Genomic DNA, 23,448 nt, shown 5'->3' with positions numbered 1-23,448 from the left:
ACCAACCATCATGGTAATAAACTTCAAAAACCGTGATTGGCTGACTATGGTGATTCCAGTCTTTGGATCGCCAACAAGAGAACAACATGAGCCAGACATCATTCGATATTCAGCAAGCTGCGGTGATCGGCGCGGGCACCATGGGCCGTGGCATTGTCATGTGCCTCGCCAATGCCGGCGTCGCGGTGCAATGGGTGGACAACAATCCACAGATGCTCGAACAGGCGCTCGCCGCTGTTGCCGAAACCTACGCGCACAACGTGCGCCAGGGACGGATCGATCAGGCCGAGGCTGACGCGCGTATCGCCCGGGTCAGTGCTGCTGCCGATTATGCGGCGATTCGCAATGTCGATCTGGTGATCGAAGCGGTGTACGAAAATCTTGAGCTCAAGCAAAAGATCTTTCGCGAACTGGATGGCCTGCTCAAGCCTGAAGCACTGCTGGCCAGCAATACTTCGGCGCTGGATATCGATGCGATCGCTGCGGCCACCCGCCGTCCGGAGCAAGTGCTGGGCCTGCACTTTTTCAGCCCGGCGCACATCATGAAACTGTTGGAGATCGTCCGCGGTGCGCAGACCTCGCCGGCAGCGCTGCAGGCGGCGCTGGCGCTGGGCAAGCGCATGGGCAAGGTCAGCGTGGTATCGGGCAATTGCCATGGCTTCATTGGCAATCGCATGTTGCATCCGTACGTACTGGAAGCCCGCAAGATGCTACTCGAAGGCGCTTACCCGCATCAGGTTGATGCAGCGCTGCAGGGGTTCGGATTCGCCATGGGGCCGTTCCGCATGTACGACGTGGTTGGTATCGATCTTGAATGGCGTGCCCGCGAACTGGCCGGCAAGGGCCAGGAAGCGCCAGAGGTGCAGGTCGACAACCGTCTGTGCGAGCTAGGCCGCTTCGGGCAGAAATCCGGTAACGGTTATTACCATTACGAACCCGGCAGCCGACAGGCAGAGCATGACCCCGAAGTCGACGCACTGGTGTTGCAGGTCAGCGAAGGGCTGGGTTTCCAGCGCCGCGAGATCGGCTCTGGGGAAATTCTCGAGCGCTGTTTGCTGGCGCTGGTCAACGAAGGCGCAAAAATTCTCCAGGAAGGCATTGCCGAGTCGGCCCATGACATCGATCTGGTGTACCTGAACGGCTACGGCTTCCCGGCCGACAAGGGCGGGCCGATGGCCTGGGCGGATCGGCAAGGGCTGGCGGATATTCATCAGCGTCTGCTGGCGCTGGAGACGCGCCAGGGTGATCAGTGGAAACCGGCGCGATTGATTGGTGAACTGGCGGCGCAGGGAAAGGGGTTTGCTGATCGTTGAAATATTGCGGCTGTGCTGATGTCTCGCGAGCAGGCTCGCTCCCACAGGAAATCACGATCCAATGTGGGAGCGAGCCTGCTCGCGAAGGCCGTCGCACGGTTTTGACTTAGACTCGCCAAAACACTTTCAGGAATCGCGGATCAATGTCCAACCCGACCCCCCAACGCTCCGACTACCCACACTTCCAGCCCATCACCACGCGCTGGCACGACAACGACGCCTACGGTCACGTCAACAACGTCACCTATTACAGCTTCTTCGACACCGCCGTGAACACGTATCTGATTCAGGTCGGCGGGCTGGATATCCATGACGGTGAAGTGGTCGGTTTTGTGGTCAGTTCAGCCTGCGATTATTTCGCGTCGATTGCCTTCCCGGATCTGATCGAAATCGGCTTGCGCGTGGGCAAGCTGGGCAACAGTTCGGTGCAGTATGAATTGGCGGTGTTCAAGGTCGGTGAGGCAGAGGCCTGTGCGGCCGGGCGCTTCGTTCATGTCTTCGTGGACCGGGCGAGTAATCAGCCGGTGCCGATTCCGCCCGGGTTGCGCGCCGCGCTGCAACGTTTGGCCGTTTGAATCAGGCAAAAAAAATCGCAGCCCTCGGGCTGCGATTTTTGTTCAAGCCTGCGCCTTAGCGGTGGCGATAGTGCTTGTGATGCTTGCGGTGGCCGTAAGCGTGGCCACGGCCTGGGTGACCACGATCGCGATAGTAACGGCGATCATCGCGACGATCGTAATGACGATCATCGTCATCGCTCTTGTTGCCCATGTAGTTGCCCAGCGCGCCGCCTGCACCGCCACCTGCTGCGGAGCCGATCAGGCTGCCGGTGGTGCCGCCCAGACTGCGACCTACGACGTTACCGCCGGCCGCGCCCAATGCGCCGCCAATAGCGGCTTCGCCACGGCTGCGCTTGTCGGCGCCGACCGCGCTACCACCCGCGCCGCCCAAGGCTGCGCCGATGGTGGAACCTGTATTGCCGCCTAGAGATTGACCGACGACCGAGCCAAGAACCCCGCCCAATGCGCCGCCCACACCTGCTTCGGTGGTGCCTCCGGCAGAAGCGAAGCCACTGACCAGGCCAAGGGACAACAAGAGAATCGAGGAGAACTTCATAGAGGATGAGCCTCAAAGGGATGACGGCGCCGATCCTGAGGCTCTGCAATGGGCGTGACAATCAAAATCCGACGAATAACACGACTTGTATACAATATTGCAAGTTACTGTTTTTTCACCGGAACTTAACCGATTTTCGCCGGTCTTTAGCTACTTCGGACAGGCCGTTTTTATGCAAAAACGGCCTTTTTTGTGGGCGATTGAAAAGTGTCCGGCACGGTTCGCAAGTTGGCAGTTCCATCGCTTTCGCGAGCAGGCTCGCTCCCACAGGGATAGCATTTCAATGTGTGAGCGAGCCTGCTCGCGAAGGGGCCAGTACTAGCGCCGATTAAGCCGATTTGGCCATGATCAACCCAGTCTCACTCGCCGCTTCCAGCCGGATCGCAATGAACTTCGATGTCGGCGTGTGGCTGCCATCCCCGGTGCTTTCCAGCGGCACCAGCGGATTGACTTCCGGATAGTACGCCGCCGCTTGGCCGGCAGGAATATCGAACGCCAATAATGTAAAACCTTTCACCCGGCGTTCGCGGCCATCGTCCCACAACGACACGATGTCGGCCTTCTGCCCCGGACGAAAGCCCAGGCGAATGATGTCGGCTTCGTTGGCGAACAACACGTCGCGCTGACCTTTGACGCCGCGATAACGGTCGTCGAGTCCGTAAATCGTGGTGTTGTACTGATCGTGGGAACGCATCGATTGCAGGATCAGGTCCGGCAGTTGACCGGTGGCACGGGTGCGTTCGTGCACCAGATCCTTGGGCAGCAGGTTCGGACGGAAATTGGCCCGGCCCGACGGCGTGTTCCACTTGCGCGCGCCGGCGCTGTTGCCGAGGTAGAAACCACCCGGGTTTTTCACCTTCTCGTTGAAGTCTTTGAAGTTCGGAATGGTGTCGGCAATCAGTTCGCGAATGCGTGCGTAGTCGGCGACCAGCCAGTTCCAATCCACCGGCTTGCTGCCCAATGTCGCGGCGGCGATGCCGGCAATGATCGACGGCTCCGAGCGCATCTGGTTCGACAGCGGCTGCAACTGGCCGTTGGAGGCGTGAACCATGCTGAACGAGTCTTCCACCGTAACCGCTTGCGGGCCTTCGCTCTGGATATCAATGTCGGTACGGCCCAGGCACGGCAGGATCAGCGCATCCTTGCCGTGAGCCAAGTGGCTGCGGTTGAGCTTGGTGCTGATCTGCACGGTCAGGTCGCAATTGCGCAGCGCCTGGAAGGTGCGCGGGCTGTCCGGCGTGGCCTGGGCGAAGTTGCCGCCCAGACCGATGAACACCTTGGCGCGGCCCTCGGCCATCGCATGAATCGCCTCAACCACGTTGTGCCCATTGTGGCGCGGCACCTTGAACTGGAAGCGGCGCTCCAGCGAATCGAGGAACGCCACCGGCGGACGCTCGTTGATGCCCATGGTGCGGTCGCCTTGCACGTTACTGTGGCCGCGCACCGGGCACAGACCGGCGCCCGGCTTGCCGATGTTGCCGCGCAGCAGCATCAGGTTGGCGATTTCCTGGATGGTCGGCACTGAATGGCGGTGCTGGGTGATGCCCATCGCCCAGCACATGATCACGTTTTTGCCTTTGGCGTACATACGCGCGGCTTGTTCGATTTCGACCAGGGTCAGGCCCGATTGCTCGACGATCTGCTCCCACGATGTGTCATCGACCACGCCGAGATATTCCAGCACGTTGGCGCTGTGGGCATTGAGGAAGTCGTGATCGAACACCGCCGGCTCGCCGGCCTTCTGCGCATCGCGTTCCCATTGCAGCAGAAACTTGGCCATGCCACGCAGCACGGCCATGTCGCCGCCCAGCGCCGGGCGGAAATAGGCGGTGTTGGTCGGCTTGTCGCCGTTGGTAAGCATTTCAATCGGGTGTTGCGGGTGCTGGAAACGTTCCAGACCGCGCTCTTTCAACGGGTTGATGCACACCACTTGCGCGCCGCGCTTCACCGCTTCACGCAATGGCTCAAGCATCCGCGGATGGTTGGTGCCGGGGTTCTGGCCCCAGACGAAAATCGCATCGGCGTGCTCGAAATCATTGAACGTCACCGTGCCTTTGCCGACGCCGACACTTTGCGCCAGCGCCACACCGCTTGCCTCGTGGCACATGTTCGAGCAGTCAGGGAAATTGTTGGTGCCGTAAGCGCGCACGAACAACTGATACAGATACGCCGCTTCGTTGCTGGCACGCCCGGAAGTGTAGAACTCGGCCTGATCCGGGCTTGGCAGATTGCGCAAATGCTTGCCGATCAGGGCAAACGCATCTTCCCAACTGATCGGCTTGTAGCGATCAGTTTCAGCGTCGTAAACCATCGGCTCAGTCAAGCGGCCCTGATATTCCAGCCAGTAGTCGCTCTGCTCCAGCAACGCAGTGACGCTGTGTTTGGCGAAGAATTTCGCATCCACGCGACGCTTGGTCGCTTCCCAGTTCACCGCTTTGGCGCCGTTTTCGCAGAACTTGACCATGCCGCTTTCCGGCGAATCACCCCAGGCGCAGCCAGGGCAGTCGAAGCCGCCGTTCTGGTTGGTCTTGAGCATCATGCGCAGGTTCTTCAGTGCGTTGTCACTGGTCAACCAGGCCTGGGCCACACTGATCAGGGCACCCCAGCCGCCGGCGGCACCTTTGTAAGGCTTGTAGCGCGGGACAGGTTTCTGGTCGGCTTGATGATGTTGGCTCACGCTTGATTCTCCATCGCGGGGCTGTACACCCGCGGCGCACTTTTCTGCGGCAGGTGGATGAGATTGAGGTTGTGGCGCCGTGCCCATTGCACGGCAAGGCCGGTCGGTGCCGACAGACTGACAAGGGTCTGAATACCGGCACGCAGGACCTTCTGGATCAGTTCGAGACTGCAACGGCTGGTGACAATCGCCAGGCCGCCCTCGGTGGGAATCTTCTGGCGAATCAGTCCGCCGATCAGCTTGTCGAGGGCGTTGTGCCGGCCAATGTCTTCGCGGCCGAGCAGCAACTCGCCGTTGCCATTCATGAACACCGCGGCATGCACTGCGCCGCAATGCTGTCCCAACGGCTGAAACGCACCGATGCGCTGGCGCAGGCCGTCGAGCCAGGCGATCGGCGGCAGCGGCGCGCCGGGCAAGACCTTGAGGTCCGGCAGCGCCTGCTCCACCGCTTCCACACCGCACAAACCACAACCACTGGTGCCGGCCAATTGCCGACGTTGTTCCTTGAGGTTCCAGAAGGCGCGATTGGCGATGGTCACCTGCGCGTATTGCGCCGAGCCCGAGCCGGTCAGTTGCAGGTCGTAGATATCGCTGGCGTCGGCGATGATGCCGCTGCCGAGGCTGAAGCCGACGATAAAGTCTTCCAGATCCGTCGGCGTCACCAGCATCACCGCCTGACTGATGCCGTTGTAGGCGATTGCCAACGCGACTTCCTCGGCCAGCGCGGTGCTGGCCGATTCCTCGCGGGGCAAATCGCTGTAGCTGTAGGTCTGGCTGGCGGCGGGCGCGGGCGTTTCGAGGGCTGGCGCCGCGCAGGTTGGGCGCTTGGCGTTCATGGCATCACCGACGGTTTGATCTAGGTCAAGACTAGGCGCGGCAAGATGTCGCGTCTAATCGCTATTACCGATCTACCGATAGATGCCGTCGATCAAGCCTGTTTTGGCGATTTTTGATACAGCGCGAAACAGGCTTCCGCCAGCGCCGACCGCGGTGCGCCTCGGCGCATGATCAGGCCCAGCGGCGCCAGCGTGCGGGCGTTTTCGATCGGTTGCAGGCGCAGGTGATCGGCCAGCGTTTCCGCGCCGCCATCGAGCGGCATGATTGCGCAGCAAAAGCCGCCCTGTACGGCCTGTAACAATTGGTGCACGGCGTCGGTTTGCAGCAAGGGCTGTGGGGTCAGGCCGCGGCTGTGGAAGTTGTGGTCGATGGACTGGCGAAAATGCATGCCGCTGGTGAGCATGCACAGCGGCAATTCGATCAGTGCTTCCCAGCTCAGCGGTTCTTCGCCAAAGGTGAACGAGCGCTGATCGTAAAGCAGGCCCATGCGCGTTTCGTCGAAGGCCAGCGAGTCAAAGCGCTCGCTGTCCAGACGCTCCAGATAGGACACGCCGATGTCGATGCGATTGTTGGCCAGATGTTCCAGTACCTGCTCGGAACTCAGCGACGACAGTTCGAAGCGCAACTCCGGATGCGCCGCGTGCAAACGTTGCATCAGCGGCAGCGGATCGAAACTCGACAGCGGCACCACGCCCAGGCGCAACGTACCGATCAGATTGCCGCGGCAGGCCGCTGCTTCCGCCTGCAAACCGTCATAAGCCGCCAGCACCGTGCGCGCCCACGCCAGCACACGTTCGCCCGGCGCGGTGAAACCTTCAAAGCGCTGGCCACGGTTGACCAGCGGCAGGTCGAGTTCTTCTTCGAGGCTGCGCAGGCGCATCGACAAGGTCGGCTGGGTAATGTGGCAACGCGCAGCGGCCTGGCCGAAGTGACGGGTTTCGTCGAGGGCGATGAGGAATTTCAGTTGCTTGATGTCCATCTTCGCTCCGGGAAAGGTTGGCGGGGTGGGCGATTCTACCGCGCGCGTGCGCACAGGGTCATTGGTCGGACTGGAACCGGGTTCGTCCGGGGTGGTCTAGGCTTGGGCGTCTGGAACCCAAATCAAGGAGTGTGCGCTATGAGTCTTTTGAGCTTTGTGAAGGAAGCCGGTGAAAAGCTGTTGGATCTGCTGACCCCCGGCAATGCCAATGCCAGCGAGCAGTTGAAGGAACACATCAGCAAGGTCGGGCTGGGCAATCCCAACGTACAGGCGACCGTGGACGGCGACAAGGTGACGGTGACCGGTGAAGTCGCGAGCCAGGAAGAGAAAGAGAAAATTCTTCTGGCGGTGGGCAACATTCAAGGGGTGGGTAGCGTCGATGACCAGATCACCGTGACCGGGCCGGTGGTGGTCGCTGCCGAGTTTGTCGAGGTCAAAGCAGGTGACACGCTGAGCGCGATTTCGCTGCGAGTCTATGGCAACGCTAATCAGTACCAGAAGATTTTCGACGCCAACAAGCCGATGCTCAAGGATGTGGACAAGATCTATCCGGGGCAGAAGCTTCGCATTCCGAAATAATCTCCAGCCCCAATCGCCAGCAGGCTGGCTCCCACAAGAAACCGCATTTCAATGTGGGAGCCAGCCTGCTGGCGATTGGGCTAGCCCGGTTTCAAAGCCCGGCAATCAAATCCCGATAATCCTCGACCGCAGCAAACTCGGCGGTGTCCTTCGGTCCCTTGCGACTGTCAGGCTCTTTAACCGCGAGCAAATGCGCCACGCCAAAATCCCGTGCACTGCGCAGAATCGGCAGGGTGTCATCGATGAACAGGCTGCGCGCCGGATCGAAACCGATATCCGCCTGCAAGGCATCCCAGAACTGCGGATTCTCCTTGGGGTACCCATAATCGTGGGAGCTGATCAGCCGTTCGAAGTACGGCGCCAGTTCGATCCGCTCCAGTTTCAGCGACAGTGAGTCGCGGTGCGCATTGGTGATCATGATCACCCGTTTGCCGGCGCGTTTGATCGCTTCGAGAAAGGTGTCGGCATCCGGGCGCAAGGCGATCAGATGTGCGGTTTCCTGTTTCAGTTCGCGCACCGACAGTTTCAGTTCGGCACTCCAGAAGTCCAGGCAATACCACTGCAACTGGCCGGCATGGCGCTCGAACAGCGGCTGCAACTCCATCTCGGCCATGGCCCGGCTGATCCCGTGCAGTTCGGCGTAACGCTGGGGCAGGTGTTCGAGCCAGAAGTGATTGTCGAAGTGCAGATCCAGCAACGTGCCGTCCATGTCGAGCAGAACGGTATCGATGTCGGACCACGGTAATGAAGGCATGGCAACGTCTCGAGCGGTAGAAGGATATCCGAGGTAAACAATCGGGAAAGCCGCGTTATAGTAGCGCGTTCACGCCAAGGAGCTTTGCATGCGCCAGAAACCCACCGTACTTGCCCGCGAGATCGTCGCCACCAGTCGTCTGTTCGCGGTCGAAGAACTCAAGCTGCGCTTTTCCAATGGCGTGGAGCGCACGTACGAGCGGCTGGTCGGCAAGGGCGCGGGATACGGCGCGGTGATGATCGTCGCGATGCTCGATGCCGAACATGCGGTGCTGGTCGAAGAGTATTGCGGTGGCACCGATGCCTACGAACTGTCCTTGCCCAAAGGCTTGATCGAGCCGGGCGAGGATGTACTGGCAGCGGCCGAGCGCGAGCTCAAGGAAGAGGCCGGTTTCGGCGCGCGCCAATTGGAACATCTGACCGAGCTGTCGCTGTCGCCCGGGTACATGAGCCAGAAGATCCAGGTGGTACTGGCCACCGATCTTTACGAAGAGCGCCTGGAGGGCGACGAGCCTGAGCCGATGCGCGTCGACAAGGTCAACCTGCGCGAATTGTCGGCGCTGGCGCTCAATCCGCAATTTTCCGAAGGCCGCGCGCTGGCGGCGCTGTATCTGACGCGCGATCTTTTGACCCAGCGCGGTTCTTTCAATCTTGAGTGAGATGTCGATGAATTACCCCCACCCATTGATGGCACCTGTTGTTGCCCTGGCATTGCAGGCCGGCGAGGCGATTCTGCCGTTCTGGCGCGCGGGCGTAGAAGTCACAGCCAAGTCCGATGATTCGCCGGTGACCGCCGCCGACATGGCCGCGCATCACGTTATCGTCGCCGGTCTGACAGCGCTGGACCCGAGCATTCCGGTGTTGTCGGAAGAAGACGCCAATATCCCGCAAAACGTGCGTGCTGGCTGGCAGCGCTGGTGGTTGGTGGACCCGCTGGACGGCACCAAGGAATTCATCAGTGGCAGCGAAGAATTTACCGTCAACATTGCCCTGATCGAAAACGGTCGGGTGGTGTTTGGCGTGGTGTCGATGCCGACCAATGGTCGCTACTACGTCGGCGGCGCCGGGCTTGGGGCGTGGCGTTGCGACGAGCACGGTACGCCGGTGGCGATCCACGTGCGTGAAACGCTGCAACCGGGCGAAGCCTTCACCGTGGTTGCCAGCCGCCGACACTCGAGCCCCGAGCAGGAGCGTTTGCTGGCCGGGCTGAGCGCAAGTCTGGGCGAACTGCAGTTGGCCAACATTGGCAGCTCGCTGAAGTTCTGTTTGTTGGCCGAAGGCGCGGCGGATTGTTATCCGCGGCTGGCGCCGACTTCGCAGTGGGACACGGCGGCGGCTCAAGGCGTGCTGGAAGGTGCGGGGGGCGAAGTGCTGGATTTGCGCGGTGAAGCGTTTTGTTATCCGGCCCGGCAATCGCTGTTGAATGAGTTTTTTCTGGCGTTGCCGGCGAAGGCTTTGTGGCGCGAGAGATTGTTGGAGTTGGCCCGGGGTTAGGGTTCTTATCCAGATTGCCCTCACCCCAGCCCTCTCCCCCAGGAGAGGGAGCCGATCGCGGGATATTGGCGAGCCGCGTCGACCTGGTCGAGTTTTGCTGAATCCGCAATCGCTGCGGTCTTTCAGGTCGATGAACAACGCAAGTCACTTCGGTCCGTCCCCTCTCCCTCCGGGAGAGGGCCAGGATGAGGGGCCGTTGATCTTCAACGATGCAAAACGTACTGCCCGGTAAATATCACGGCGTGTTCATCACTGCCCTGATTGACGATGCGCGTATCAAGCGTCAACCGTGCCCGTCCATAACGCCGATACATCGCCAGAAACTTCTTCCACACCGCCACGTCAGCCGACGGGCAGATCGCCGTGGCATCGCCGGTCACCGGCAGCGGATAACTGATCTGCCCTTCCTGAATCACGATATGGCCGTCGGTAATCCCCTCTTCCTTCAGGCGCAAATGCAGCCAGCCCCAACCGGCCAGCACCGCGCCGCAATAGAGGCTGCCGCCAAACATCGTACTCTTGTGATTGACGTTGGGCCCGAGCGGCAAGTGCAGGCTCAGTTGCTGGTCATGCCATTCAATAACCGTCAGGCCCATCTCGGCGGTCAGCGGGATGTCGTGGTGCAGCACCGATTGCAGATAGTCAGTGTTGTCGCTCATTCGTTTTCGTCCCCCTGGCTGCTGTCGCCGAAGTTGAGGCCATGTTTGCGCAATTTGTCGTGCAGGGTCTTGCGCGGAATGCCCAGGGCTTCGGCGAGGCTGCGCACCGAACTGTGCGAACGCGCCAGTTCTGCAGCGATCAGGGTTTTTTCGAAGTTTTCCACTTGCTCGCTGAGCCCGCCGCTGACGACTTCGACCGGTGCGCCGGCGCTGCCTTCGGCGCCATTGTCCAGCGCCAGTTCCAGACCGAGGGCAAAACGTTCGGCGGCGTTTTGCAGTTCGCGCACATTGCCCGGCCAGGTGTGACGCAGCAGTAACGCGCGTTGTGCCGGTTGCAGTTCATGGGGTGGCAGACCGTGGCGGGCGCTGGCCTCATCGGCGTAGTGCTGGAATAACAGCAGCGCATCTTCGCCGCGTTCGCGCAGCGGCGGAATGCGCAGAGGTGCGACGTTTAGACGGTAATACAAGTCGGCGCGGAAACGCCCCTGATCGGCCGCCTGGCGCAGATCTTCCTTGGTCGCGGCGATGACGCGGATGTCCAGCGGGATCAGTTGATTGCCACCGAGTCGTTCGACGACGCGTTCCTGCAACATCCGCAGCAATTTGACCTGCACGTCCAGGCTCATGCTCTCGATTTCATCGAGAAACAGCGTGCCGCCATTGGCGAATTCGAACTTGCCGATCCGGCGTTTTTGCGCGCCGGTGAACGCGCCGGGTTCATGGCCGAACAGTTCGCTTTCCACCACCGATTCGGCCAGTGCGCCGGCATTGATCGCCACGAACGGGCCATTGCGGCGGCTGGACAAGTCATGCAGGGCGCGGGCCACCACCTCTTTGCCGGCGCCGGTTTCGCCGAGAATCAGCACGTCAGCCTTGGTCGCTGCCAGCGCGCCGATCTGCTCGCGCAGACGCAACATCGGCGTCGAATGCCCGACCAGCCGCGCGCTCAGTTCGTTGCGGTCACTTAGGGCCAGACGCAGGCTGCGGTTATCCAGCACCAGACGACGCAAGGCGAGGGCGCGGCGCACGCTGTCGAGCAGCGCGTCGCTGGCGAAAGGCTTTTCGAGAAAATCATAAGCGCCAGCGCGCATCGCCTGCACGGCCAGCGGTACGTCACCGTGGCCGGTGATCAGCAACACCGGCAGCTCCGGATCTTGAGCGTGCAATTCGCTCAACAGTTCGAGGCCGTCCATGCCCGGCATGCGAATATCGCTGACCACCACGCCCGGCCAGTCACGCTCCAGTTGCGCAGCCAGACCCTTGGCTTCGGACAAGGGCAGAATTTTCAGGCCGGCCAGATCCAGTGTCTGGCCGAGGGCCTGACGCAGGTGCGGATCGTCGTCGATCAACACCACCTGAATGCGATTGTCGATGGTCATGCACTTCGGTCCTCGGAGGGTTGCAGGCTGACCCCGGGCGCGCCGGCGCGCAGCCGCAGGGTAATCAGGGCGCCACCTTGCTTGTGGTTGGCGAACGACAGTTCACCGCCGAAGGCGCGCATCAGCGTTTCACAAATGGCCAGCCCCAGACCCAGACCCTGCGTGCGGGTCTTGGTGGTGTAGAAAGGCTCGCTGGCGCGGCCAAGGGCTTCCATGCAAAACCCCGGGCCGTTGTCACGGATGTACAGATTGACGCCGTCGGCAGTGGCTTCGGCACTCAGCCACAGTTTGCGCGGCGGACCTTTTTCCGTCAGGGCGTCGAGGGCGTTGGCGAGCAGGTTACCGAGGACTTGGCGTAAGCGCGTTTCACCCGCCTCGACCCACAGTGTGGCGGCGGGCAAATCGCGGATCAGTTCGACTTCCATGCTGCGCCGACGCTTGGCCAGCAGGGCCAGCGCATCGTCGAGCGCCGGTTGCAGGGCGACGCTTTCCGGGGCGTGGCGATCGCGTCGGGCGAAGGCGCGCAGGTGGGCGATGATCGAGGCCATGCGCCCGGTCAGTTCGCTGATCAGTTTGAGATTGCCGCGCGCGTCGTCGGTGCGCTGATGATCGAGTAATACCTCGGCGTTTTCCGCATAACTGCGGATCGCCGCCAGCGGCTGATTGAGTTCGTGGCTGATGCTCGCCGACATCGTCCCCAGCGCCGACAATTTACCGGCCTGAACCAGATCATCCTGGGCACGAACCAATTCCTGCTGCGCGGTTTCGCGTTCAAGCACTTCCTGCTTCAGCCGTCGGTTGAGGCCTTCGAGATCGCTGGTGCGCTCGGCAACCCGGCCTTCCAGCTCACGCCGTGCCTTGGCCTCGAAGGCGATGCGCTCCAGATAGTGGCGACGGCGCTGCATCATCAAACCCACCAGCAGCATCACCACCAGCAGCGTCGCCCCGCCAATCGCGACGACGGTGCGCACCGGGCGGTCGATCAGTGTGCGCGGTGCGAGGATGCTGACGCTCCAGCCGGTTTCGGCGATGTCGTGGGTCTGGATCAGCCAGGCGTCGGCGCTGAGATTCAGCGGTCGCGGCTCACGCGTCGGGTACGGCTGGATCGCGGTGATCGCCGAGCGTTCGCTGTCGCTCAGAATACGCGTCGAGCGGAATCGCCACTCTGGCCGCGAGGTGAGAATGACCACACCGTTGTGGTCGGTGACCAACAGTTGTTCCGGGGTTTTGCCCCACAGACTTTCGGTGTGGTCGAGATCGACTTTGATCACCAGCACGCCGATGACTTTTTCGCCGTTGCGCACGGCGGCGGCGAAGAAGTAACCGCGCTTGGCAGACGTCGTGCCGAGGCCGAAAAAACGCCCGAGGCGTCCGGCCATGGCTTCGCTGAAGTACGGGCGGAAGGAAAAATTGCGGCCGACGAAGCTGTCATGCTTGTCCCAGTTCGACGCCGCCAGCGTCTGGCCGCTGGTGTCCATCAGGTACATCACTTCAGCGCCGGTCTGCGCGGCGATGTTCTTCAGCAGGCGATTGGCATTGCCTTGGCTGACACCGTCATCCGGCGCGCCAAGCACGGCCCGCAGCGCCGGCAAGTCGCCGAGAATCTGCGGCAACACCTCGTAGCGGTGCAGGGTGCCCAGCAGGTTGGCGACGTACAAATCGAGGGTCTGGCGGTTCTGCCCGGCCAGTTCGCTGCGGTAGTAGCGCTCGGCGAGATGTTCCAGCGGCCACAATAGCGGCGCGAGGCACAGCGCGAGCAGGGCAAGGCTGCGCCAGCGGGGTCTGCGAGGAAGCGTTGGTTTCATGAGCCGGTTGCGCCTGTAGTGACAGGCGCATTATGCCCGGCCTCAGGCGAAGACGTCAGCGTCCTTGAGCAGCGCGGCGGCCTGGTCCTTGGCCGACAGTTTCGGCGCTTCGTCCAGTTGCCAGTCGATGCCCAGCGCCGGGTCGTCCCAGCGAATGCTGCGTTCGGACGATGGATCGTAGTAGTTGGTGGTCTTGTAAAGAAATTCGGCGAACTCGCTCAGCACCACAAAACCATGGGCGAATCCTTCCGGTACCCATAACTGACGATGGTTTTCCGCCGACAGACGCACCGCCACCGATTTGCCGAAGTGCGGCGAACTGCGGCGGATATCCACGGCCACGTCCAGCACTTCACCGACCGTCACGCGAACCAGTTTGCCCTGGGTGTTCTGCAATTGGTAATGCAGGCCACGCAGCACGCCTTTTTGCGAGCGCGAATGGTTGTCCTGGACGAATTGCGTATCAAGGCCGGTCGCGTCCTGGAACGCCTTGGCGTTGAAACTCTCGTAGAAGAAACCGCGCTCGTCACCAAACACCTTGGGTTCGATGATCAGAACACCGGGCAGATCGGTGGTGATTACATTCATGAGGATTTCCGTAGTCAGGTGTGAATGGTCGCCATTCTTGCGCAAAGTGCCGCGCGGTGCGAGCCCGGATGACGTGGTCGAATCAATCGACCTCACCGAAATACCAGCGTTCTTCTTCATGAATCTGGCCTTCCCAGTTTTCAACCTTGTAGCGTAAGCCTCGTTCACCCATGCCGGGTGGCAGGACGAGTCCCCATTCCTGAGCCAGGCTTCTACCGGTTTCAACTTCTTCGCTGTCAGCCAAAGGGATATGACCGCGATGGTATTCGAGGTCTGTATAGATACAGATTTCGCTGGAAAACATGCCCGGAACACAAATGGCTGCAACAACCCGGCAGTCGATGGCGCCCGCTGGACGTGACATGCGCAGATGTTGTGCTGCGTCGACCATGTGCTGCGCGCATTGCCTTTTCAGCTCGGCGGTTGCCTGTTTTCCTTCCACCAACGACATGTGAATCGGAATTTTCCAGTTGCAGTATTTACTTTCCTGGGTCAGGCCGGCTGGGAAATGTCCCTCGAAGTCAGCGGCCCAGTTAGCCAGGGCACTAAGTCGGCGAGGGATGTTGCGGACCTTTTTATTCGAAAGGGCGAGGCGACGGAAGGACATGAAGAGGATTGCATCCTGCGTGAAATTCAGCACGCAGGTTGCCCAGAGTTGCGCGGAAACTCAATCTGAAAGTCCTGTATGAGATTTTCCCAGCGAGGCTCTCGCTACGGCGTTGCCGCGTCCGACTGCTTTGTCGCCGTGATAAAGAGTTGCGCATCGCCGAAAGCAATGGCGATATAAGCGCCTAATAAAATTTCAGGGGTCGTTCCATGCCGCTCGCCACGTTGATTCACCGCGCCAGTTTGCCCAGCCCGCAGGTTTCGCAGGCGCAAGCGCAGCAATGGCTGGCGGAGCATTACGGGCTCAGCGGCGCTCTGCACGCACTCGGTAGCCAGCAGGATCTCAATTACCGCGTCGACAGCGCGCGCGGGCGCTTTGTGATGAAAATCTGCCGCGGCGATTACGCACTGGTGGAGCTGCAAGCCCAGCACGCGGGTCTGAAATATCTGGCCGAGCACTCGGCAATAGCAGTGCCGCGCGTCATTGCGGCGAAAAACGGCGAGGACTTGCTGACGCTGCACGCCGGCGGTGAAGCGGTGCACGTGCGGCTGCTCGATTACATCGAGGGCCAGTCGCTAACGCATCTCGAGCATCTTGGCCCCAAGGTAGTAGCAGGCTTTGGCCGGCTGTGCGGTGAGATGGATCTGGCGCTGGCCGGGTTTGATCACCCGGGTCTTGCGCGCACCTTGCAGTGGGACGCGCGCCACGCCAGCGCGCTGATCGCGCATCTCTTGCCGGTTATCAGGGACGCGCAGCAGCGCACCTTGATCGCCGAGGCTGCCGAACAGGCCGAGCGCCGCTTGCAGCCGCTGCAGGACAAGCTGGCGGTGCAGGCGATCCACATGGACATCACCGATGACAATGTCGTCTGGGCGCGCGATGCCCAGCGTCACTGGCAGTTGCAGGGCGTGATCGATTTCGGCGATCTGGTGCGCACCTGGCGCATCACCGATCTGTCAGTCACTTGCGCTGCGTTGCTGCATCACGCCGACGGCGATCCGTTTGTCATCCTCCCGGCGGTGCAGGCCTACCATGCGGTCAATCCGCTGCAAGACGAGGAATTGCAGGCGCTGTGGCCATTGATCGTCGCGCGCGCGGCCGTGCTGGTGCTCAGTGGCGAGCAGCAGGTCAGCATCGATCCGAGCAACAGCTACAGCCGTGACAACCTCCGCCATGAGTGGGAAATCTTCCGTGTTGCCACTTCGGTGCCGCTGGCTTTGATGGAAGCGGCGATCCTGACGGCAGTGGGGCACAGCCTGCCGGCGATCGACAGTGGCGATTTTGCACCGTTGCTACCAGGACTGCTCGGACGCGAGTTTGCCCTGATCGACCTGGGTGTCCTGAGTCCGCATTTCGAGGCCGGCAACTGGCAGCAGGCGGGTGTTGATCAGCGTTTGTTGGACGAAGCTGCGGCCGTGCATGGTCTGGCGGCGAGCCGCTACGGCCAGTATCGGTTGTCGCGTACACAGCCTGACAGCGCCGTCGAGCCGCAGACTTTTCCGCTGCACGTTGAACTGCGTGTTCCCCATGGCAGCGTCGTGCAAGCGCCGTTCGCCGTTGTCCTGCGCGAAACGGCTGACGGCGCGTTGTGTCTGGACGGCCCGCAGCTCAGCGTGCGCCTGTGGGGCGTGACGGCTTCGCTGCCCGTCGGTTCGGCACTGGTCAAGGGGCAGGCGCTGGGCTCGGTCAGCGGCCCGTTGCTGGTGCAACTTTGCCGAGACGCACAAGTGCCGACGCCGCTGTTCTGCGCACCATCGCGTGCAGCAGCGTGGCAGGCCCTGTGTCCTTCGCCGGCCGTGGTGCTGGGGCTGGCCTGCGATGCCGAGCCGGAACTGGACGGCAAAACCCTGCTCGAGCGGCGCGACGCGAGTTTCGCCCGCACGCAAAAACACTACTACGTCGACCCGCCGCGCATCGAGCGCGGCTGGCGCAATCATCTGATCGACATGCAGGGCCGTTCCTATCTCGACATGCTCAACAACGTCGCGGTGCTCGGTCACGGTCACCCGCGCATGGCGGCAGTGGCGGCGCGCCAGTGGTCGCTGCTCAACACCAATTCGCGGTTCAACTATGCGGCGGTCGCCGAGTTTTCCGAACGCCTGCTGAAGCTGGCGCCGGAAGGCATGGACCGGGTGTTTCTTGTCAACAGCGGCAGCGAGGCCAACGATCTGGCGATTCGTCTGGCCTGGGCTTACAGCGGCGGGCGCGACATGCTCAGCGTGCTGGAGGCCTATCACGGCTGGACGGTGGGCGCCGATGCGGTATCGACTTCCATCGCCGACAACCCCAGAGCCCTCGAAAGCCGCCCGGACTGGGTGCATCCGGTGACCGCGCCGAATACCTATCGCGGTGAATTCCGTGGCCTCGATTCAGCGCCGGATTACGTGCGCAGCGTTGAACAGCAATTACACAAACTGGCTGAACAGAAACGCCAGTTGGCCGGGTTCATCTGCGAACCGGTGTACGGCAATGCCGGTGGCATCTCGCTGCCGCCGGGGTATCTGCAACAGGTCTATGGGCTGGTGCGCGCCCGGGGCGGCGTGTGCATCGCCGATGAAGTTCAGGTCGGTTACGGGCGCATGGGCCATTTCTTCTGGGGCTTTGAAGAACAGGGCGTGGTGCCGGACATCATCACCATGGCCAAGGGCATGGGCAACGGCCAGCCATTGGGCGCGGTGATCACGCGGCGGGAAATCGCCGAGGCGCTGGAGGCCGAGGGCTATTTCTTCTCGTCGGCGGGCGGTAGCCCGGTCAGTTGCCAGATCGGCATGGCAGTGCTGGATGTCATGGAAGACGAAAAACTCTGGGAAAACGCCCTGGTGGTCGGTGGTCATTTCAAGGCGCGGCTCGAAGCGTTGATCGATAAACATCCGCTGGCGGGAGCGGTGCATGGTTCGGGGTTTTATCTGGGACTGGAGTTGATCCGTAATCGCGACACGCTGGAACCGGCGACCGAAGAGACCGCGCTGCTGTGCGATCGCTTGCGGGAGCTGGGGATCTTCATGCAGCCGACCGGCGATGATCTGAACATTCTCAAGATCAAGCCGCCGATGGTGACATCGCGCCAGAGCGTGGACTTCTTCGTGGATACGCTCGATCAGGTCCTCAGCGAAGGTCTGTAAACACCGCAAATATTCTGTGGGAGCGAGCCTGCTCGCGAAAGCTATCGATCATTCGACATCATTGTTGACTGTGAGATCGCCTTCGCGAGCAGGCTCGCTCCCACATTTGTTTTAGGTCTTTAGTTCGATTTGTATCGGTATTCGTAGGGGTTATTTAGACGGAATGCGTCTCCATAGCTTCTAAAGCCGATATTTATCGGCTATAAAGTCGTCATTGCTCCGGCATGGCGATCTCTTGTCCGGTGCGCGCGTTTATTTTTCGGTCGACTTCCGACCGTCGAAGCACCTGTCCGGAGATGATTCATGAGCCGTATCGTTACCGTTGCCGCCACTCAGATGGCCTGTTCGTGGGATCTGCACGCCAACCTCGAAATCGCTGAAAGACTGGTGCGTGAAGCCGCCGCCAAAGGCGCGCAGATCATCCTGATTCAGGAATTGTTCGAGGCGCCGTACTTCTGTCAGAAGCCCAACCCGGACTACTTGCAGCTGGCGACGACGGTCGAGGACAACGTCGCGATCAAACATTTCCAGAACATCGCCAAAGAGCTGCAAGTGGTATTGCCGATCAGCTTCTACGAACTGGCCGGCCGCGCGCGGTTCAACAGCATCGCGATCATCGATGCCGACGGCAGCAACCTCGGGATTTATCGTAAAAGCCATATTCCGGACGGCCCCGGCTATCACGAGAAGTATTACTTCAACCCCGGCGATACCGGTTTCAAAGTGTGGAACACCCGTTACGCGAAAATCGGCGTGGGCATCTGCTGGGACCAGTGGTTCCCGGAAGCCGCGCGCAGCATGGCGTTGCAGGGCGCGGAAATCCTGTTCTACCCGACCGCGATCGGCAGCGAACCTCACGACCAGACCATTTCCTCGCGCGACCATTGGCAGCGCGTGCAACAGGGCCACGCCGGCGCCAACCTGATGCCGCTGGTCGCCAGCAACCGCATCGGCCGCGAGGAACAGGACGGTTATGACATCACGTTCTACGGCTCCTCGTTCATCGCTAACCAGTTCGGCGAAAAAGTGCAGGAGCTGAATAAAACCGAAGAAGGTATTCTTGTGCACACTTTCAACCTCGACGAGCTCGAACATATTCGCAGCGCGTGGGGTTCATTCCGTGACCGCCGTCCGAACCTGTACGGTGCGTTGAAAACCCTCGACGGTTCCCTGGAGTCCTGATCCCGATGACCACCCTGAAAAGTACCCCGCGCGCCGACGGCTTTTACATGCCGGCCGAGTGGGCAGCGCAAACCCAGACCTGGATGATCTGGCCCGAGCGCCCGGACAACTGGCGCCTGGGCGGCAAACCGGCGCAGGCCGCACACGCCGCGGTAGCCAAAGCGATCGCCCGTTTCGAACCGGTGACGGTGGCGGTCTCCGCCGGCCAATATGAAAACGCCCGCGCGCGCCTCGACGTGCCGAATATCCGCGTCGTCGAGATGTCCAGCGACGATGCCTGGGTGCGCGACAGCGGCCCGACGTTTGTCATCAACAACAGCGGCGAAGTGCGCGGTGTGAACTGGGATTTCAACGCTTGGGGCGGCTTTGATGGCGGCCTGTATGCGCCGTGGAATCGTGATTCGCAGGTCGGCGGCAAGATCCTCGAGATCGAGCGCAGTCCGCGTTACCGCACTGAAGGTTTTGTGCTCGAAGGCGGTTCGATTCACGTTGACGGTGAAGGCACGTTGATCACCACTGAAGAATGCCTGCTCAACCGCAACCGCAATCCGCACCTGAGCCGCGAAGAAATCGAAGCGGTGCTCAGCGCCAATCTGGCTGTGGATAAGATCATCTGGCTGCCGGACGGTCTGTTCAACGACGAAACCGATGGTCATGTGGATAACTTCTGCTGCTACGTGCGCCCGGGCGAAGTGCTGCTGGCCTGGACTGACGATCCGCAGGACCCGAACTACCCGCGCTGCCAGGCTGCAATGAACGTGCTGCAAAGCAGCACCGACGCCAAGGGTCGCCCGTTCACGGTGCACAAGATGCCGATTCCGGGGCCGCTGTACGCGACCGAGGAAGAGTGCGCCGGCGTCGATCCGGTCGACGGCACCCAGGAACGCAACCCGTCCGTGCGCCTGGCCGGTTCCTACGTCAACTTCCTGATCGTCAACGGCGGCATCATCGCGCCGAGCTTCGACGACCCGATGGATGCGCCGGCCCGGGAAATCCTGCAGAAGCTGTTCCCGCAGCACGAAGTAGTGATGGTGCCCGGTCGCGAACTGTTACTGGGCGGCGGCAATATTCACTGCCTTACCCAACAGCAACCGGCGCCGCACAAAGAGTGAGTTGAGTCGTAACAGCCTGAGTTGGCAGGTAAAAAAGCCTGACGTTTGTTAACGTGCCGGTCAGGAACACCAAGCCCGCGGCCCGAAAGGACCGCGGGCTTTTTTTGTCTCCGCCGGTCGCCCGAGCAAAAGCTTGGCATAGCTCTTGTATTGCTTCTGATGCACTAGGGAGGGAGAAGAACTTCAACAGTTCTGTCATGAATCTTGGATAACGTAGCCGCTCACGAACGGGAGAGAGCGCTGAAATGAACGCCGAAGTGAACGTAATCAGCGAGCGGACTTTGCATCCCATGGCCGTTAACGGCGAAACGCTCCAGCGTGTGGCGCACTGGTTGAAATCCAATGGAACGCGTCAGATCAGAGAACCTGATCCGCGCCGGATGATGATCGAGCGCTATCCCGCTGACCTGTTCAGCGAGGCCGAACTGGATGCGTTGTGGGCTGTGATGGAAGGATAGGAAGAACAACAGGGACTGGAAAAAGCGCTGCCGGGAAGGCGGCGCTTTTTTATGCCCGACACAAAACGAGTGTAGGAGTGAGCCTGCTCGCGATAGCGGTCTGCCAGTCGACAATATTGCAACAGACAGACCGCTATCGCGAGCAGGCTCACTCCTACAGTTCAAAACTCCCTGCTCAACCTTGGTTTTCTGCAACAGCCTAGCTAAGAATTTACGTTTCTTAGACGATTTCTGCCTATTTAAAGACGATTCTTGAAATTGACACATTGTTCAGGCCGCGGCTACGATTCGGCCCAACGCCTGTGGCTAACCGCCATGACTCAAAACAAGGAGCAGGCCCGCCATGACTTGTCGTCGGCGGGTCTTTTTGTTTCGGGGTGAATACAAGAGTGCAAAAGCGCCGTTTCAGCCGTTCGACACAGCGCGTTTCAACCCGTAATAAGGAAAACAAAATGTTGAACAAGCGAATCAGTCTGATCGCACTGGGGATGTTGAGTGCTACACAGGCCATGGCTAACGACCAGGCCGAATCCAAGGGTTTCGTTGAAGACAGCAGCCTCAAAGTGCTGCTGCGCAACGCCTACATCAATCGTGATTACAAAGACGGTCGTGCGGACAAAGCCGAGTGGGGCCAGGCGGCGATCGGTACGTTCTCGTCCGGCTTCACCCAAGGCACCGTGGGTGTCGGCGTTGACGCGTTTGGTCTGTACGCGCTGCGTCTGGACGGCGGCAAGGGCCGCACCGGCGCGCAGGGTATCGACTTCTTCAAACAGGAAAACGACGGCCGCGCGGCCCATGACATCGCCAAGGGCGGCGCAGCGGTCAAATTCCGTGTGTCCAACACCGTGCTGACTTACGGTGACCAGATGCCGGCCCTTCCGGTGCTGAGCTACGACAACGTGCGTCTGCTGCCGGAAAGCTACACCGGTACCTTGATCACTTCCCGTGAGATCAAAGGTCTGGAACTGAATGCCGGGCGTTTCACCGCCGAATCGCGCAAGAGCGATGAAGGCCGTGACAGCGGCGGTCTGAAGGCGATCAACGTCCTGGGCGGCAGCTATCAGTTCACCGAACACTTCAAAGGCGCGCTGTACGCTTCCGATGTTGAAGACGTCTTGAAGAAACAGTACGTGAATGCCAACTACGTGATTCCGTTCAACAAGGATCAGTCGCTGACCCTGGACTTCAACGGCTATCGCACCAAGCTGGACAACTCGTACGTTCGCGAAAACGGTGTTACCGGCGACGACAACAAGATCTGGAGCCTGGCAGCGACCTTCGCCACCGGCCCGCACTCGTTCACCGTGGCGCACCAGCGTTCGACTGGCGACAGCAACCTCGGTTACGCCTACGGCGGCTATCAGAAAGATCAGGGTCGTGTCGGTGACGGCGGTAACTCCATCTACCTGGCCAACTCCTACTGGTCCGACTTCAACGCCGAAGACGAACGCAGCTGGCAGTTGGGCTACGGCCTGGACTTCGGCGCCTTCGGCGTACCGGGTCTGAGCTACAACTTCGCTTACGTGCGTGGCGACAACATCACCACGTCGACCAGCGAAGGCGGCACCGAGCGCGAGATCTTCAACCAGGTCAAATACGTCGTGCAAAGCGGCCCGGCCAAAGACCTCAGCGTGAAACTGCGCAGCTCGATTCTGCGCGTATCGCAGAAATCCAACGAGTACAACGTCAGCGGCAACGAGCTGCGTGTGTTCGTCGACTACCCGATCAACATCTTCTGATGATCTGGCAGCTGTATCAAAAATGAGAAAACCCCGATTCGTTCGGGGTTTTTTTTCGTCGGTTTTTCGACAAAAAGCGGAAAAAACCCGTGTTTTTGTCATGTAAAAGTTGCTTTTCAAGCGCTGCAAGTGCCGTTTCAAACAGCGCTTCAAATGCCTGAAATTCTTTCTCATGGACGCAAATTCTCCACCTAATAGATTAGGCCGCTCAACGCAGCGGAGATTTGGGTAATGATCGTTTTGAACAGAGAAGTAGGCGAATCGCTACGGCGCGACAAATATGTCAACGTCCAGGGTGGTGACTTCAATCTCTACGGTCATTTTGCCGACTTCGTCAGATTGACCAAAAGTTGGGAAAACATGGAGCCTGACAGCTACTACGGTCAGGCCGAAGCCGGCATGCGTTACCGTCGTTACAGCGACTTCGAATACAACCCGAAGACTCGCGAACTGAAGCAACTCGAACATCGCGCCTACGTGCAATCGAAGGAAAACAACGCTTACGTCGGCGGCGTTGTGCGGCACTTCCAGGACTTCTCCGAGGAAGTGATGAATTCGCCGGTGATGCGCAGCCTGATCGACACGGACTTCGAAGTGTATAAAAGCGTACTGCCGGAAGAGCTGCACGATGAAATCTGGCAGTGCCAGATCCATCAGATCCGCATCGAGATCAAACCCGGCAAACAACTGGAAATCACCCCGGAAGGCATTCACTGCGACGGCTACCCGTTCAGCGGTGTGCATTTCTGGGGGCGCAATAACGTCGAGGGTGCGGAGAGTCGTTTGTACGACATCCACGAGCATCAACTGGCGTCGACCACTTACCAGGAAATTCTCGATACCACCTATTTCCTCGACCGTGACATGCGCCACTACGTGACCCCGGCGCGCAATACGCACACCCATGCCATGGCGTTCCGGCAGATTCTGGCGATTTCCTTCTCGCGGCCCGGGACCGCTTTCGACATTGTTCGCTAATCAGATCACCCCAATCGATGGCGTCGAGTGCTCGACGCCGGTGGTGCTGCGCCGTGCCACGGCCAAGGATGCGC

The 23,448-nt window shown here is 60.4% G+C and carries 21 protein-coding genes; 11 read left to right on the top strand and 10 right to left on the bottom strand.

Annotated elements, in window-relative coordinates; genetic code table 11:
• Positions 1-86: 86 nt before the first annotated feature.
• The gene (locus J3P75_RS26395) at positions 87-1,313 is read left to right on the top strand and encodes a 3-hydroxyacyl-CoA dehydrogenase NAD-binding domain-containing protein (protein WP_434708731.1); all 1,227 of its coding nucleotides are present in this window, start codon (positions 87-89) and stop codon (positions 1,311-1,313) included.
• Between the two features lie 143 nt (positions 1,314-1,456).
• Positions 1,457-1,888 carry an acyl-CoA thioesterase gene (locus J3P75_RS26390; protein WP_434593433.1) on the top strand — a complete coding sequence of 144 codons (432 nt, stop codon included), beginning with the start codon at positions 1,457-1,459 and terminating at the stop codon, positions 1,886-1,888.
• A gap of 55 nt (positions 1,889-1,943) precedes the next feature.
• Here the strand turns inward: J3P75_RS26390 and J3P75_RS26385 are convergent, their stop codons facing one another.
• The 4 genes from J3P75_RS26385 to J3P75_RS26370 form a co-directional block, all read right to left on the bottom strand.
• Positions 1,944-2,426, bottom strand: a complete 483-nt coding sequence (locus tag J3P75_RS26385; RefSeq protein ID WP_434593430.1) for a glycine zipper domain-containing protein — start codon at positions 2,424-2,426, stop codon at positions 1,944-1,946.
• A 328-nt stretch (positions 2,427-2,754) separates the two neighbouring features.
• The gene (locus J3P75_RS26380) at positions 2,755-5,103 is read right to left on the bottom strand and encodes an FdhF/YdeP family oxidoreductase (RefSeq protein ID WP_434708730.1); all 2,349 of its coding nucleotides are present in this window, start codon (positions 5,101-5,103) and stop codon (positions 2,755-2,757) included.
• Complete coding sequence (fdhD, locus tag J3P75_RS26375) at positions 5,100-5,939, bottom strand: formate dehydrogenase accessory sulfurtransferase FdhD (RefSeq protein WP_434708729.1); 840 nt, start codon at positions 5,937-5,939, stop codon at positions 5,100-5,102. The genes J3P75_RS26380 and fdhD overlap by 4 nt, the downstream gene beginning before the upstream one ends.
• A 92-nt stretch (positions 5,940-6,031) precedes the next feature.
• Positions 6,032-6,919, bottom strand: coding sequence for a LysR family transcriptional regulator (locus tag J3P75_RS26370; protein WP_434708727.1), 888 nt, complete (start codon positions 6,917-6,919; stop codon positions 6,032-6,034).
• Positions 6,920-7,057: 138 nt separating this feature from the next.
• Here J3P75_RS26370 and lysM point away from each other — a divergent pair, with 138 nt between their 5' ends.
• The gene (gene lysM / locus J3P75_RS26365; protein WP_434593419.1) at positions 7,058-7,498 is read left to right on the top strand and encodes a peptidoglycan-binding protein LysM; all 441 of its coding nucleotides are present in this window, start codon (positions 7,058-7,060) and stop codon (positions 7,496-7,498) included.
• Between the two features lie 91 nt (positions 7,499-7,589).
• Here the strand turns inward: lysM and yrfG are convergent, their stop codons facing one another.
• A complete protein-coding gene (gene yrfG / locus J3P75_RS26360) occupies positions 7,590-8,252 on the bottom strand; it encodes a GMP/IMP nucleotidase (RefSeq protein ID WP_434708726.1) in 663 nt (220 codons plus the stop codon).
• An 88-nt stretch (positions 8,253-8,340) separates the two neighbouring features.
• On the opposite strand from yrfG, the gene nudE reads away from it, so the two are divergent.
• Together nudE and cysQ are read left to right on the top strand one after the other, a co-directional pair.
• Entirely contained in the window at positions 8,341-8,910 is a 570-nt protein-coding gene (gene nudE / locus J3P75_RS26355; protein WP_090288331.1) for an ADP compounds hydrolase NudE, read from the top strand.
• Position 8,911: 1 nt separating this feature from the next.
• Positions 8,912-9,745, top strand: a complete 834-nt coding sequence (cysQ, locus tag J3P75_RS26350; protein WP_434708725.1) for a 3'(2'),5'-bisphosphate nucleotidase CysQ — start codon at positions 8,912-8,914, stop codon at positions 9,743-9,745.
• 203 nt (positions 9,746-9,948) lie between these two features.
• Here the strand turns inward: cysQ and J3P75_RS26345 are convergent, their stop codons facing one another.
• The 5 genes from J3P75_RS26345 to J3P75_RS26325 form a co-directional block, all read right to left on the bottom strand.
• Positions 9,949-10,404: a YiiD C-terminal domain-containing protein gene (locus tag J3P75_RS26345; RefSeq protein ID WP_434708724.1), complete on the bottom strand. Its 456-nt coding sequence runs from the start codon at positions 10,402-10,404 to the stop codon at positions 9,949-9,951.
• Positions 10,401-11,783 carry a sigma-54-dependent transcriptional regulator gene (locus J3P75_RS26340; protein ID WP_203420335.1) on the bottom strand — a complete coding sequence of 461 codons (1,383 nt, stop codon included), beginning with the start codon at positions 11,781-11,783 and terminating at the stop codon, positions 10,401-10,403. The genes J3P75_RS26345 and J3P75_RS26340 overlap by 4 nt, the downstream gene beginning before the upstream one ends.
• Complete coding sequence (locus J3P75_RS26335; protein WP_434708723.1) at positions 11,780-13,588, bottom strand: sensor histidine kinase; 1,809 nt, start codon at positions 13,586-13,588, stop codon at positions 11,780-11,782. Before J3P75_RS26335 ends, J3P75_RS26340 begins: the two co-directional genes overlap by 4 nt.
• 42 nt (positions 13,589-13,630) lie before the next feature.
• Positions 13,631-14,176: a dTDP-4-dehydrorhamnose 3,5-epimerase gene (gene rfbC, locus J3P75_RS26330; protein WP_034151902.1), complete on the bottom strand. Its 546-nt coding sequence runs from the start codon at positions 14,174-14,176 to the stop codon at positions 13,631-13,633.
• An 82-nt stretch (positions 14,177-14,258) separates the two neighbouring features.
• A complete protein-coding gene (locus J3P75_RS26325; protein ID WP_434708722.1) occupies positions 14,259-14,783 on the bottom strand; it encodes a DUF3916 domain-containing protein in 525 nt (174 codons plus the stop codon).
• Between the two features lie 209 nt (positions 14,784-14,992).
• On the opposite strand from J3P75_RS26325, the gene J3P75_RS26320 reads away from it, so the two are divergent.
• From J3P75_RS26320 to J3P75_RS26295, 6 genes are all read left to right on the top strand, one after another.
• Complete coding sequence (locus tag J3P75_RS26320) at positions 14,993-17,905, top strand: aminotransferase (protein WP_434708721.1); 2,913 nt, start codon at positions 14,993-14,995, stop codon at positions 17,903-17,905.
• Positions 17,906-18,208: 303 nt separating this feature from the next.
• Entirely contained in the window at positions 18,209-19,087 is an 879-nt protein-coding gene (aguB, locus tag J3P75_RS26315; RefSeq protein WP_332765634.1) for an N-carbamoylputrescine amidase, read from the top strand.
• 5 nt (positions 19,088-19,092) lie between these two features.
• On the top strand, positions 19,093-20,199 hold the full coding sequence (aguA, locus tag J3P75_RS26310; protein WP_434708719.1) for an agmatine deiminase: 1,107 nt from the start codon (positions 19,093-19,095) through the stop codon (positions 20,197-20,199).
• 245 nt (positions 20,200-20,444) lie between these two features.
• Complete coding sequence (locus tag J3P75_RS26305) at positions 20,445-20,657, top strand: hypothetical protein (RefSeq protein WP_090288350.1); 213 nt, start codon at positions 20,445-20,447, stop codon at positions 20,655-20,657.
• A gap of 452 nt (positions 20,658-21,109) precedes the next feature.
• Positions 21,110-22,396, top strand: coding sequence for an OprD family porin (locus J3P75_RS26300; protein ID WP_434708718.1), 1,287 nt, complete (start codon positions 21,110-21,112; stop codon positions 22,394-22,396).
• Between the two features lie 231 nt (positions 22,397-22,627).
• Entirely contained in the window at positions 22,628-23,374 is a 747-nt protein-coding gene (locus tag J3P75_RS26295; protein ID WP_090288355.1) for a 2OG-Fe dioxygenase family protein, read from the top strand.
• Positions 23,375-23,448 lie beyond the last annotated feature (74 nt).

Source organism: Pseudomonas sp. R1-1 (assembly GCF_051132135.1).
Classification (GTDB): Bacteria; Pseudomonadota; Gammaproteobacteria; order Pseudomonadales; family Pseudomonadaceae; genus Aquipseudomonas.
This window is presented reverse-complemented; position numbering and strand designations above follow the sequence as displayed.